Origin of the sequence: Agreia sp. Leaf335, from assembly GCF_001423605.1 — a bacterium.
Taxonomy (GTDB): Bacteria; Actinomycetota; Actinomycetes; order Actinomycetales; family Microbacteriaceae; genus Agreia.
The window spans coordinates 843646-856398 of record NZ_LMOQ01000003.1; the positions used below are offsets into that span (position 1 = coordinate 843646).

Sequence of the window (12753 nt, forward strand, 5' to 3'; positions counted from 1 at the left end):
GGCGCTCACAGTGCGCGGATCTTCTGTCGGCGCACGATGGCGATGAAGAACGGGGCTCCGATGAGTGCGGTCACGATGCCGACATCGACCTCTCCCGGCCGCGAGGCGATGCGGCCGAGAACATCGGCGATGGTCAATAGGATCGCACCCGCGAGAGCAGAGAAGGGAATCAGCCAGCGATGATCGACGCCGACGATGAGGCGGCACGCGTGCGGCACGACGAGGCCGACGAAGGCGATGGGCCCGGTCACCGCGGTGGCGGCTCCGCACAGCACGACGGCGCCGAGTGCAGCCGATCCGCGAGCCACGGCGACGCGCTCTCCGAGGCCGGCCGCGAGATCGTCGCCCAGCGCCAGCGAATTGAGGCCGCGGGCCGAGAGGAGGCACACGACGAACCCGATCGCGAGGAACGGGAGGACCTGTTCGATGCTCGCGAACGTCGAACCGCCGACTCCGCCGATCTGCCACGAGCGCACGGTTCCCGCGATGTCGTTGCGGCCGAGAACGACGGCGCTGATGAACGAGACGAGAGCGGCCGACGTCGCAGCACCGGCCAGTGCGAGCTTCAACGGAGTGGCGCCGCCACGACCGAGCGAGCCGACCGTGTAGACGAAGACGGCCGTCACCGCGGCGCCGGCTATAGCGACCCAGATCTGCAGGCTGGGCGACGCGAGGCCGAAGAAGGCCAACCCCGCGACCACCGCGAGCGACGCACCCATGTTCACGCCCAGGATGCCGGGGTCGGCCAGCGGATTGCGTGTCACACCCTGCATGACCGCTCCCGAGACACCCAGAGCAGCCCCGGCGAGCACCGCGAGCAGAGTGCGGGGAATGCGCTTGACGACAGCGGCCTGTTCGAAGCCGTCGGCCGATCCGCCGAACGCGGCGACGACATCCCCGAGCCCGACATCGCGCGAGCCGATCATGACCGACGCCACCATCACGGCCGCGAGAACGACGAGCGCGCCGAGGAGTCCGAGCGCGCGAATGCGCCTCGAGCGCCGTATGAGAACGACGCCCGAGACGCGGGGTGCGACTGTCGCGGTCACTCGGCCTTGTCGGCCGCTGCCGCCAGCAGCTGCAGGTAGTCGTCGAGCACCCACGAGATCGAGAGCGGGGTGGGGTTCGCGGCCGTGCCCAGCGGGCTGGTGCCGGGCAGATTCACGATGGCGCCGTTCGCGACCGCGGGCATCTGCGACAGCAGCGGGTCTCCGCTGAGAGCCGTGAGCATCTCGTCTCCTCCATAGGTGACGATGATGTCGACGTCATTGAACGCGTCGGCCTGCTCGGCGCTCTGGGTCAACGAGAACTTGTCGGTCGTGGCGGAGGCCGAACCGATGCTCTCCGGCGTGGCCAGTCCGAGGTCGTCGAAGAACATCGCCCTGGTGTCGTGTGTCGTGTAGAAGCTGACCTCGCTCAGGTCGGAGGTATCGACGTGGGTCAGGAAGGCAGCCGACACGCCCTCGAGCTGCGGGTACTTCGCGGCGGCGTCGCTGATCTCGGTCTCGAGCTCGGCGACCAGGGCCTTGCCCTCCTCGGCCATGCCCATGGCCTCGCTGTTGAGCTCGATCATGTCGCGCCATGACGTTCCCCACGCCGTCTCGGGGTACGCGACGACGGGTGCGATCTCACTCAGGGTGTCGTAGTCCTCTTGGGTCAGACCGGAATACGCGGCGAGGATGACATCGGGCTGGGTGTCCGCGACGGCCTCGAAGTCGATTCCGTCTGTCTCATCGAAAAGCACGGGCGTCTCGGCGTCGAGCTCGGTGAGCTTCTCCTCGACCCAGGGCAGGATGCCGTCGCCGTTGTCGTCGCCGAAGTTCGCTGCGGCCATGCCGACGGGAACGACGCCGAGAGCGAGAGGTACTTCGTGGTTGGCCCAGTTGACCGTGGCGACGCGTTCGGGCTTGGTATCGATCGTCGTGGTGCCCAGGGCGTGCTTGATGGTGATCGGCGAGAATCCGTCGGCCGCCGATGTGTCGGCGGAGGGCGTGGAAGAGCACGCCGCGAGTCCCACGGCGAGCAGGCCTGCGGCGGAGAGAGCGAGGAGTCGGGACGCGCGGGGCATGGATGCCTTTCGGTTGTGGTGCGGTGCGTGCTCTGTCGACGTCGTCACGGGGCACCCGATCGCGGGCGCACCGGATGTGCCGAGCGCGGGCGGTGGCCGGCGCGACCGGCGACAGTCGAGCGTGTGATGGAGTGCGACCCGTCCGCGGCAGGGGTGCGGCGTATTTAGGATTGCCTAACCAAAGTTAGCCGCCCAACGGCGATGACGCAATCCAGTGTTTGAGACAGTGAATAGCGCGAAACGGACATCCGTCTCGACTCCGGCTCGCGGCTACTGCGAACGGAAACGACCGGGGGTCATGCCCGTGACCCGGCGAAATGCCGTTCCGAAGGAGCTGGCCGATCGATAGCCCACCGCCGCAGCGACGTCGTCGATCTCGCGGCCCTCGCCCAGGAGGACGATCGCATGCTGCGCCCGCGCGGCGACACTCCACCGTGTGAACCCCATTCCGGTCTCCGACGTGAACTGGCGGGTGATGGTTCGGGTGCTCACGCCGAGCCGGGTCGACCACTCCACCAGGGTCGTCGCATCTGCCGGGTCGGTGCGCACCGCGTCGACGACCGGCTGCAGCATCGCGGATTCGGGGATGCGCAGGAGGAGTTCGTGTGCTGCCGGCTGGAGCACATCGATCACCATGGCCTCAGCCGTTTCTCGGGAGCGATCATCGAGCTCCGTGCTGTCGACGCGGTCGAGGAGCAGCCGGAGCAGGGATGAGATGTCGACCGCCACAGGATCGGGTGAGATCGACGGCACGCGCCGAATGCCGAAGTGCGCTGCGCGCTGACGGGTACCGCCAGGCGACCAGCCCGAATGCGCGATACCGGCCGGGATCCACAGACCGATCGACGGGGTGATCGTGTAGATGCGCGATCCGATCATCGCCCTCGACGTTCCCACCTCGTTCCACAGGAGCTCGTGGGTGGGATGCGAATGCTCTTCCCAGTGCGTGTCGCGATCGATCAACTCGCTATGACCCGCGATGACGAAGGGCACCTCGATCTCGCCGGCCTCGTAGAGAGGCAGTCGGCGGCTCTCGGGTCGGGTCACGCCTTCAGCGTAGGTGAACGCAAGGGGGGATGCGCGTACGGTCTCGGGCTGTCAGGCTGAGAGTGCAAGGGCGTGCGAGGGGAGGAGGCCGGTCATGGCATGGAATCCGTTCCGCCGCGCATCGGGTTCGGACGAGACTCGGCAGCAGGACGCGGCGCCCCAACGACATTCCTCCGACGACGACGATGCCGCACGCTGGCGCGAGCTCTCGCAGCTGCTCTCGCCGGACGCCGGGCTGGCGGAGGTGGTGCTGCAGGCCTACTCGGCTCCATCCGCGTACCTCGAGCTGCACGCCGCGGAGGCCGAGAACCGAGGCCTCGAAGACGACGATGTCGACCCGTGGTTCGCCCTCGTCGACTGGCTGATCGAGAACGAGCTGGCACATGAGCTCGACTGGAAGGACAATGCCGCGGAGCTGGCGTGGGCCCTGAGCCGCATGAGCGCGGTGCTCTCGAGCGGCGTCGACCTGCAGTCTGTCGACGACGCGGATGCGCACCTCACGTTCGGCATGCTGCGGGCGAACGCGCTGCTCGCCCCGGCGGGCCTCGTACTGCTCGTCTTCGGCATCGACTCCGATTCGTACACGATCGTTCTCGTTGAGAGCGCCAAGCGAGATCGCGTCGTGGCGCTCGCGGCAGAGCTGGGGCATCGCGTCGACGTGATGACCACGGAGCACGCGCGGCATTCCGGTGGTCGAGACTACGACGGCGGCATCGAGCTCTAGAGGGTGCAGACGTGTCGACGCGCAGCGACGACGTCGTAGTTCTCGGCGTCGAAACGCGACAGGCGTCGTTGGAAGGCGTACGCGAAATCGGGCCAGAGCAGGGTCAGCCGTCTGCTGCGCACATCGACGTACCAGCTCTCGCATCCACCGGTCAGCCACACGGTCGACGCGGCCTTGGCGTCGATCTCGCGAGTGTAGGCATCCTGTGCCTCGAGCGAGGCATCGAGAGCGTCGATACCCTCGGCGTCGCGGTGATCGAGTGCCGCCAGCACATAGTCGATCTGCGCCTCGATCATCACGATGGCGCTGTTGTGGCCGAGGCTCGCATTGGGTCCGTCGAGCACGAACATGTTCGGAAAGCCGTGCACGGCAGTGGACGCGTGGGCGCGCATGCCGGCTGACCACACCTCGGAGAGGCGCACTCCGTCGGCCCCGAAGGTACGTCTCGCGAAAGGCGGCCGGGTCGACTCGAATCCGGTGGCGAACACCAGCACATCGAGTTCGAATCGTGCGCCATCGGCCGATGTCGCGACGCTACCGGAGACCGAGCGCAACGCCGACGGCTCGAGGGTGACCGAGGTGGAGGAGAGCGCCGGGTAGTAGTCGTTCGAGATGATCACGCGCTTGCAACCGATCTCGTAGTCGGGTGTGGCGGCGGCTCGCACGGCAGGGTCGGCGACCTGGCTCTCGAGGTGACCGAGTGCACGATCGCGCAGCCGATCGATGAAACCGGGCAGACGCATCCGTTCGGCGAAAGCCGTCTCTGCGCCCCAGAAGAGGTCGTCGCGCATCGCCGCGTGAGCGATCGGGTCGGCGAAGTCTCGTTGCTCTTCGGGGGAGTAGTCGTGATCGGGACGAGGAACGACATAGGGCGCGCTGCGCTGGAAGACGACGACACTCGAGGAGAGGCGCGCGAGCCGGGGAATCAACTGGGCTGCTGACGCTCCCGTTCCCACGACCCCGATGCGTCGGTCGCCCAGCTCGACGGAGTCGTCCCATGCCGACGAGTGCATGACGGGGCCGGTGAAGGAGCCGAGCCCGGCGACGCCGGGCATGCGGGCATCCGAGAGTCGCCCGGCGGCCACGATGAGCGTTCGGCACACGAACTCACTCGAGCTCGTCGTCACCCGCCAGCGCAGTTCGTCGGCGAGCCAGCGCATCTCGAGCACCTCCGACCCCAGTCGCAGATGCGGTTCGAGGCCCTCCGAGCGCACGGCGTCGCGCAGGTAGTCGTGGATCTCGCTGCCGCTGGCGAAGAAGCTCGACCAGTCGGGGTTCGGCAGAAACGAGAACGAATACAGGTGCGAGGGAATGTCGCAGGCGACACCGGGGTACGTGTTGTCGCGCCACGTTCCGCCCACGTCGTGTGCGCGCTCGAGGATCACAAATGACGCATCGCCCCGACGCTTCAGCCGGATGCCCGCGCCGAGCCCCGCGAACCCGGCACCGACGATCACGGTGTCGATCTCGGTGACGGTGTCGATCTCGGTCACGTCGGGCGGCCCGAACGACGTCTGCGCGCCGGTGGTCGTGCTCCGGCCGACGGGCCGCGGGGGAGCGTCGTCGAGGAACTCCTCGATCAGGCTCAGGATGCGTGCCGGTTGTTCCCGCAATGCGCGGCGAACGTCGTCGAGGCCCCGCTCTTCCGAGGCAAGAATCAGCACATCGGGCCCGCCGAGCACGTCGGTCTCGGGTGCAGCATCGGCGTACTCGGGATCGATGAGCACAATTCGAGTGATGCGACCGGGCGCGCGGCGCGCCGCCTGGATCGCGGCGTCGGCGTGCGCCCCGATCGCGATCAGGCAGCATTCGTCACCTGCCCTGGTCAGTGCGGGTGCACCGTCTTCGGAGCACCCGCCCGAGAGTGCGATCGGATCGAGCGCGATCACGTGGCGGGTGCGTGCCAACATGGGAGCGAGAAAAGCCATGTCCTCGTCGCTTCCCGGCGCGCCGAGCAGAACGATCGTCGAGCGCCCCGAGGGCTGCGTCATGAGCGAACGGCGAGGAGCGCGCCGCGGCGCTCGGAGATCGGCAGCTGAAGCCGCGTCGCGGGAGGCGCATCCGCTCGCCGTGCGAACGCCAGCTGCTCGGCCGTCGGAGAACCGTAGCTCGTTGTGCGCTGCCGCACGCCGCGCCCGATCTCACTGGCCGTACGCTCGAGGTCGGCGATGGTGAGCGAGCGATGCGCTTCGGCTCCGGCCTCCGGCTTGGCCGTTCCGTCGAGAAGAAGGCCGCCCAGGTCGTCGGCGCCGCCGGTCAGCACCGCCTGGCTCTCGGCCAGTCCGAGCTTCGTCCAAGCCGCTTGTACGTGGTCGATGCGTCCGTGCAGCAGCAGTCGTGCGACGGCGTGCAGAGCACGGGTCTGCCGGGCATCCGGGCCTGGTCCGGCGATCCTGGTGACGCTCGCCGGCGCATCCAGTCGCACGTAGGGCATGGGGATGAACTCGGTGAAACCGCCCGTCTCGTCGTGAAGGCGTGCGAGTGCGCGCAGATGCGCCAGCTGCTGAATCGGGGTCTCGACATGGCCGTAGATCATGGTCGAGGTCGAGCGGAGTCCCGCTCGATGTGCAGCCGTCATCGAGGCGATCCACTCGGAGGCGGGCGGGTCCCCGCCCTCGCTGAGCACGCGACGCACGTCGTCGTCGAGGATGCGAGCTCCGGTTCCCGGAACGCTGTCGACACCCGCTTCGCGCAGTGCCAGCAGATACTCGCCGAGGGGCAGGCCGAGGCGGCGTGCCCCGTCGGCGATCTCGGTCGGGCGGTAGGCGTGCACGTGCAGTCCGGGCTGCCGGGCTCTGATCGCGCGCACGATATCGAGATATGCCGTGGCGGGCATGTGGGCGGCGACCGAGCCCTGCACACACAGCTCGGTCGCCCCCAGCGCAGTCGCTTCGTCGGCGAGCTCGCCGATCGTCTCGACGCTCAGTCCACCCCTCTCGGGGTCGACGCCGTAGAGCGAGGAGTCGATGTTGCGGTTGATCACAAAGGTGACGTCGTCGCCCACGGCGTCGCGACGGATGTCGTCGGCCAGTGATGTGAGAGCGTCGAGTTCTGCGCCCGATGCCCCGAGGAGCTCGAGGTAGTGAGCGTCTGAGAGGGCGGCGGGGGCGTTCGAAGCGGCGAGGATGGCAGCGTTCGCGGGCGTTCCCTTCGACAGGCTCAGGGAACGGGCCTTCGACGTGTCGAGCGCGCGGCCCCAGGGGCGACCGATGACGGGCGCGTCTTCTTCGGCGAGGCCCGACGGCGCGGACAGCGCGTCGACATGCGGCCTGATGCGCTCATCGATCCACTCTTCGGGCTCGAGCACGAACTGCGGATGCGCGGTCAGCCGTTCGCGCAGTTCGAATCCGGCGTCTGACGTCAGCGCCGCGAGGGTGTCGAGCTCGGGCCAGGGGCGCTCGGGGTTGACGTGGTCGGCGGTGAGCGGACTCACTCCGCCCCAATCGTCGATTCCCGCGCGCAGCAGCAATCCCAACTCGTGCGCATCGGTGAGGTTCGGCGGGGCCTGGATCGTCGCGTCGGGGCCCATCACGACGCGGGCGACGGCGACGGCGGCAACGTACTCCTGCAGCGCGAGGTCGACCTCGTTCTGCATGGCAGTCCGCGGCTTCGCGCGGAAGTTCTGAACGATGGTCTCTTGAATGTGCCCGTGGCGGTCGTGCGAGGCGCGGATCTCGAAGAGCGCCTCCGCGCGTTCGGCATTGTTCTCGCCGATGCCCAGCAGCACTCCCGTGGTGAACGGAACCTTCGACCGGCCCGCGTCGTCGAGAACGCGGAGCCTGAGGGCCGGATCCTTATCGGGTGAGCCGTAGTGCACGCCACCCTTCTCCGACCACAGCCTCGTGGCGGTGGTCTCGAGCATCATTCCCATCGACGGCGCGACCGGCCGAAGCGCCTGAAGCTCGCTCCACGACATGACCCCCGGGTTCAGGTGCGGAAGCAGACCCGTCTCCTCGAGCACGAGAATCGCCATCGCCCTGATGTAGTCGATGGTCGAGGCGTAGCCGTGGGCATCGAGCCACTCGCGCGCCACCGGCCAGCGGTTCTCCGGGCGGTCGCCGACCGTGAACAACGCCTCTTTGCAGCCGAGGGCCGCGCCGGCTCTGGCCACCTCGAGGATCTCGTCGGGAGACATGTAGATGGGCTTGCCCTTGGTGGCCAGCTTGTTGGGGGTCTCGACGAAGATGCAGTAGTGGCAGCGGTCCTGGCACAGGTGCGTGACCGGGATGAAGACCTTTTTGGAGTAGGTGATGATGCCGCGCCGACCCGAGCTGTCGAGCCCCTCGTCGCGCAGCCGCGTCGATACGGCGAGCAGCCGATCGAGCTCGTCGCCACGAGCGGAGAAGAGAAGTTCCGCATCGGCCTGCGACACGCGGGCGTCGCGCTCGACGCGACCCAGCGCATCCTGAATCTCGGAGATCGCGGGGGCGGGTGAAGCGTCTGTCATCAGCGTCTTTCTGCGAGGGGAGGGGTGGAACCGGCACTCGACAGAGTGCCGCTGAGCCCAAATCCAGGCCCGCGCGCTGATTGCCTTCAACTATACGCGCGGCGCCGAGCCCCGATTCTCGCCTTCACCGTCATGCGGCGTCACGGAATTTTCGAGGGGCCTCGAGCGCTGGCTACCCTGAACACCTCAGTCACACAGCAAAGGATCACCCGTGAAACGCTCCTCCTCCCTCGTCGCGCTCGTCTCGCTCGCCGCAGCCGCAACTCTTGCTTTGGGCGCATGCGCGAGCCCGTCGTCGACATCCGACGGCGCCACGAGCGAGGGCAAGCTGAAGGCCAACTCGCTGGCCGCGATCCAGGAGGCCGGAGTCCTCACGGTCGGCACCGAGGGCACGTACCGGCCGTTCAGCTACCACGAAGACGGCACGGGAGACATCACCGGCTACGACGTCGAGATCATCAGCGCCGTCGCCGACAAGCTCGGCGTGAAGGTGAAGTTCGAGGAGACCCAGTGGGACGCGATCTTCGCGGGCCTCGAAGCCGGACGCTTCGACGTGATCGCCAACCAGGTCTCGATCAACGACGAGCGCACCGCGAAGTACGACTTCTCCGAGCCCTACACCGTGAGCCCCGGGGTCATCGTCGTGAAGAATGACAACTCCGACATCACGTCGTTCGCCGACCTGTCGGGCAAGACCACGGCGCAGTCGCTGACCAGCAACTGGTACGAACTGGCCCAGAAGAGCGGCGCGAATGTCGAGGCCGTCGAGGGATGGGCCCAGGCCGTGGCGCTACTCGAGCAGGGTCGCGTCGACGCGACGGTGAACGACAACCTCACCTTCCTCGACTACCAGAAGCAGAAGGGCGACACCGGTCTCAAGATCGCGGCCGAGACAGATGACCCCTCGCTCAACGCCTTCGTCTTCGCCAAGGGAAACACCGAGCTGCAGCAGGCCGTCGACAAGGCGCTCGACGACGTCCGTGCCGACGGAACGCTGGCGGAGATCTCCGACAAGTACTTCGGAAGCGACGTCACGCAGTAAGGCTGTAGCGAAAAGGGTCGATCGATGACGCCCCGGTGCGGGAGGATTGACGAATGACCGAATCGCTGTGGGATCTGCTGCTGCGATCGCTCCTCCCGATCGTGGGAGGGGCGCTCACCGGCACCATCCCGCTCGCGCTGATGTCCTTCGTGCTGGGGCTGATCATCGCCCTCGGTATCGCGCTGATGCGGCTCTCGCGCATCCTCATCGTGTCGGGCCTCGCCCGCGGGTACATCTCGATCATCAGAGGCACGCCGCTGCTGGTGCAGCTGTTCGTGATCTTCTACGGCCTGCCGTCGATCGGCATTCTCGTCGACCCGTGGCCGAGCGCCATCATCGCCTTCTCTCTGAACGTGGGCGGCTACGCGGCCGAGGTGATCAGGGCGGCCATCCTCTCTGTTCCGAAGGGACAGTGGGAGGCCGGATACACGATCGGCATGTCGAGGGCGCAGACACTCGTGCGGGTCATCCTGCCGCAGGCCGCTCGAGTCTCCGTCCCTCCGCTGTCGAACACCTTCATCAGCCTCGTCAAAGACACCTCGCTCGCGTCGCTGATCCTGGTGACCGAGCTCTTCAGGCAGGCGCAGCAGATCGCGGCGTTCAGCCAGGAGTTCATGGCGCTCTACATCGAGGCCGCCGTCGTCTACTGGGTGATCTGTCTCGTGCTCTCGAGCGCCCAGTCCGTGCTCGAGAAGAGGTTGGACCGCTATGTCGCCCACTGACCCCCTGATGCCGGAGGCCGCCGACGCCGCCACCGTCGCCCCCCTCCTCACGGCCCGCGGCATCCGCAAGAGCTTCGGCGACGTCGAGGTACTCAAGTCGATCGATCTCACCGTGCCGCGCGGTGATGTCGTGGCCCTGATCGGCCCGTCCGGGTCTGGCAAGACCACCGTGCTGCGATCGCTGAACGGCCTCGAAGTGCCCGAGGCAGGAACGGTCGAATTCTCGGGTGGCGACGTCGTCGACTTCTCGCAGAGTCCCTCGAAGAGACAGCTTGCATCGCTGCGAGACCGCTCCGCCATGGTGTTCCAGCAGTTCAACCTCTTTCCGCACCGCACGGTTCTCGAGAACGTCATCGAGGGCCCGGTACAGGTGCAGAAACGGAAGAAGGCCGAGGCGACGGCGGATGCTCGTGCGCTGCTCGAGCGCGTGGGTCTCGGCGCGAAGGCCGATGCGTATCCGTTCGAGCTGTCGGGCGGCCAACAGCAGCGGGTGGGGATCGTTCGCGCTCTGGCGCTCAAGCCGCAGCTGCTGCTCTTCGACGAGCCCACCTCGGCGCTCGATCCAGAGCTCGTCGGAGACGTTCTCGACGTCATCCGAGAGCTCGCGACGGAAGGGTGGACGATGGTGCTCGTGACGCACGAGCTGACCTTCGCCTCGCACGTGGCCGACACGATCGTGTTCATGGACGGCGGCGTCGTGGTCGAGTCGGGCCCGCCTTCGGAGGTGCTGCAGAATCCCCGCGAGGCGCGCACGAAGCAGTTCCTGCACCGCCTTCTCGACCGGTAGTCAGTCGACGAGAGACTTCTTGCGCTGCTTGAACCAGAGCACGAGCATGAAGCTGAAGATCACCAGCACCATCCACGAGCCGATCTTGCTCGCGTGCACGAGGGTCCATCCGGCCTCCTGGCCCGGGTAACTCCAGGCCCCGAGCATCGTCGCGACGTTCTCGACGAACCAGATGAAGAAGCCGATGAGCAGGAACGACACGAGCAGCGGCATCCGGTAGACCGTCTGGCGCACCGTGAAGCGCACCCACGTTCTGCGCATCAGCACCGCGACCACGATGAGCAGTGGCCAGCGCGCGTCGGGCAGCCAGTGATTGGTGAAGAAGTTCACGTAGAAGAGGATGGCCGTGATCATCGTGGGAATCATCGGCACCGCGTCGATGTCGAGATCGAATCTGCGCCATGCCTGGCAGATGTAGCTCGCGATCGCCGCGTACATGAACCCGCTGTAGATGGGAACGTCGCCGATGCGAAGCACCCCTTCGTCGGGGTAGCTCCACGAGCCGACCGCGACCTTGAAGACCTCGAGAGCGAGGCCGAGCAGGTGGAACACGCAGATGACGAGCAGTTCGTCGCGCGTCTCGATCCTGGTCGCAAGGAGCACGATCTGCACGATGATGCACCAGACGAGCATCGTGTCGTAGCGGGCCAGCCCGAAGTCGACGAAGTGGGTGATCGCCAGGCCGGCGACGATCGAGACGGCGAACAGGCACGATAGGGCCTGCTTGACGCCGAAGTCCAGCAGATCGAGCAGCAGAGAGCCCGCCCTCGCTGTCGTTGTGGTCATCGCCGGAGCATAGCGCGGGTGGGGGCCGGTCTCTCTGAGTCTCCGGTTCAGGCGGCCCAGCGATAATGGCTGCATGATCACCGTCGAACTCGCCCGATCGCTGCGCGACGCCGGCCTCGTGTGGAAGCCGTCGTCGGGGGACCGATTCTCGATCGATACTCCGGCCTTCGATCCGGAGGCTCTCGATGCCGAGGTCTTCACCGTGAGCGACATGACCATCGAAGCGCAGCACTACCCCACGGGCACGATCCTCGGCTTCAACGGTACGACCGAGTGGGCTCTCGACTCGGTCGAGCTGCACGAGGCGCTGTGGCTGCCCCGCGAAGACCAGCTTCGCGACATGCTTCGCGGCGCGTTCCGTTCGCTCGTGCGCCTGGAGACCTCGGAGGACGCGGCGCCGGAGTATCGCGTCGACATCGTCTTTCGGGGTGTGCCGTCGAGTCACCTGGCTGCCGACCCGGCCGAAGCATACGGTCGGGCCGTGCTCACGCTGGTGACAGCATCCAGCGCGGCGATCTGAGGGGCTGGACGCGGGACCGCTCGATCCGTGACACTGAGAGCAACCGGAACTCTTTCCGGAATCGACGAAGGGGTTGGATTCCATGGCTGACACGTATCGTGCACTGCTTCAATCAGGCGGGCTTTCAGAAGGCAAGGAAACCGTCGAGAACTTCGTCGACGGCAAGCCGCGCGAGACGATCGTCGAGGTCTTCGACGTCGAGGGCGAGGCTCAGGAGAGGGTCTGGAAGCTGGTGGTCCCGGTGACGCCCGAACCGGTCTCGTACGAACTGGTCGGTGACGCTCCCGGCGAGATCCCCAACTGACCAGTCGGTGTCTAACGGATCACCGGAGGCATCACAAGCCCCACCCGCCCGGGTGGCTCGAGGCGTAGCGTAAAAGTCACGTCGGAATTCACAAAGATTCCGGCATGACGAAAGGTGGATGCCATGGGACTCGACGACAAAGTCAAGAACGCCGCAACCGACGTAGCCGGTAAGGCGAAGGAAGCCACGGGCAAGGTCACAGACAACGAGCGACTCGAAGCCGAAGGCAAAGCCGACCAGGTGGGCGCCGATGCCCGTAAGGCCGGAGAGAACGTCAAAGACGCTTTCAAGCACTGACGGTCTTCG

At 66.8% G+C, this 12753-nt stretch carries 13 protein-coding genes; 7 read left to right on the forward strand and 6 right to left on the reverse strand.

Annotated features, from left to right (window positions below; all coding sequences use genetic code 11):
- Positions 1-5 precede the first annotated feature (5 nt).
- From ASF79_RS14315 to ASF79_RS14325, 3 genes are all read right to left on the reverse strand, one after another.
- Positions 6-1049 carry a FecCD family ABC transporter permease gene (locus ASF79_RS14315; RefSeq protein WP_055855905.1) on the reverse strand — a complete coding sequence of 348 codons (1044 nt, stop codon included), beginning with the start codon at positions 1047-1049 and terminating at the stop codon, positions 6-8.
- Positions 1046-2068 carry an iron-siderophore ABC transporter substrate-binding protein gene (locus ASF79_RS14320; RefSeq protein WP_055855908.1) on the reverse strand — a complete coding sequence of 341 codons (1023 nt, stop codon included), beginning with the start codon at positions 2066-2068 and terminating at the stop codon, positions 1046-1048. Before ASF79_RS14320 ends, ASF79_RS14315 begins: the two co-directional genes overlap by 4 nt.
- Before the next feature lie 270 nt (positions 2069-2338).
- Positions 2339-3115: a helix-turn-helix domain-containing protein gene (locus ASF79_RS14325; protein ID WP_055855917.1), complete on the reverse strand. Its 777-nt coding sequence runs from the start codon at positions 3113-3115 to the stop codon at positions 2339-2341.
- A 94-nt stretch (positions 3116-3209) separates the two neighbouring features.
- Between ASF79_RS14325 and ASF79_RS14330 the strand changes: the two genes are divergently transcribed.
- Positions 3210-3839 carry a DUF6630 family protein gene (locus ASF79_RS14330; RefSeq protein WP_055855919.1) on the forward strand — a complete coding sequence of 210 codons (630 nt, stop codon included), beginning with the start codon at positions 3210-3212 and terminating at the stop codon, positions 3837-3839.
- Here the strand turns inward: ASF79_RS14330 and ASF79_RS14335 are convergent.
- Positions 3836-5830, reverse strand: a complete 1995-nt coding sequence (locus ASF79_RS14335; protein WP_235500770.1) for a flavin-containing monooxygenase — start codon at positions 5828-5830, stop codon at positions 3836-3838. The genes ASF79_RS14330 and ASF79_RS14335 overlap by 4 nt on opposite strands.
- Entirely contained in the window at positions 5827-8286 is a 2460-nt protein-coding gene (gene cofG, locus ASF79_RS14340) for a 7,8-didemethyl-8-hydroxy-5-deazariboflavin synthase CofG (RefSeq protein WP_082495913.1), read from the reverse strand. Before cofG ends, ASF79_RS14335 begins: the two co-directional genes overlap by 4 nt.
- 211 nt (positions 8287-8497) lie before the next feature.
- Between cofG and ASF79_RS14345 the strand changes: the two genes are divergently transcribed.
- Genes ASF79_RS14345 through ASF79_RS14355 form a run of 3 tightly spaced genes read left to right on the forward strand, consistent with a single transcriptional unit; the run spans position 8498 to position 10837 of the window.
- Complete coding sequence (locus tag ASF79_RS14345) at positions 8498-9328, forward strand: amino acid ABC transporter substrate-binding protein (protein ID WP_055855922.1); 831 nt, start codon at positions 8498-8500, stop codon at positions 9326-9328.
- A 53-nt stretch (positions 9329-9381) separates the two neighbouring features.
- Positions 9382-10050: an amino acid ABC transporter permease gene (locus ASF79_RS14350; RefSeq protein WP_055777649.1), complete on the forward strand. Its 669-nt coding sequence runs from the start codon at positions 9382-9384 to the stop codon at positions 10048-10050.
- On the forward strand, positions 10037-10837 hold the full coding sequence (locus ASF79_RS14355) for an amino acid ABC transporter ATP-binding protein (RefSeq protein ID WP_055855925.1): 801 nt from the start codon (positions 10037-10039) through the stop codon (positions 10835-10837). Before ASF79_RS14350 ends, ASF79_RS14355 begins: the two co-directional genes overlap by 14 nt.
- On the opposite strand, the gene ASF79_RS14360 is transcribed toward ASF79_RS14355, so the two are convergent.
- Entirely contained in the window at positions 10838-11623 is a 786-nt protein-coding gene (locus ASF79_RS14360; protein ID WP_055856199.1) for a DUF817 domain-containing protein, read from the reverse strand.
- A gap of 73 nt (positions 11624-11696) precedes the next feature.
- Here ASF79_RS14360 and ASF79_RS14365 point away from each other — a divergent pair, with 73 nt between their 5' ends.
- The 3 genes from ASF79_RS14365 to ASF79_RS17190 all read left to right on the forward strand — a co-directional run bounded on the left by ASF79_RS14365 (position 11697) and on the right by ASF79_RS17190 (position 12744).
- Positions 11697-12143 (forward strand): hypothetical protein, encoded by a 447-nt coding sequence (locus ASF79_RS14365; RefSeq protein ID WP_055777639.1) that lies wholly within the window; start codon positions 11697-11699, stop codon positions 12141-12143.
- A gap of 82 nt (positions 12144-12225) precedes the next feature.
- Entirely contained in the window at positions 12226-12447 is a 222-nt protein-coding gene (locus ASF79_RS14370; protein WP_055777636.1) for a hypothetical protein, read from the forward strand.
- Positions 12448-12570: 123 nt separating this feature from the next.
- The gene (locus tag ASF79_RS17190) at positions 12571-12744 is read left to right on the forward strand and encodes a CsbD family protein (RefSeq protein WP_082466104.1); all 174 of its coding nucleotides are present in this window, start codon (positions 12571-12573) and stop codon (positions 12742-12744) included.
- Positions 12745-12753: the final 9 nt, after the last annotated feature.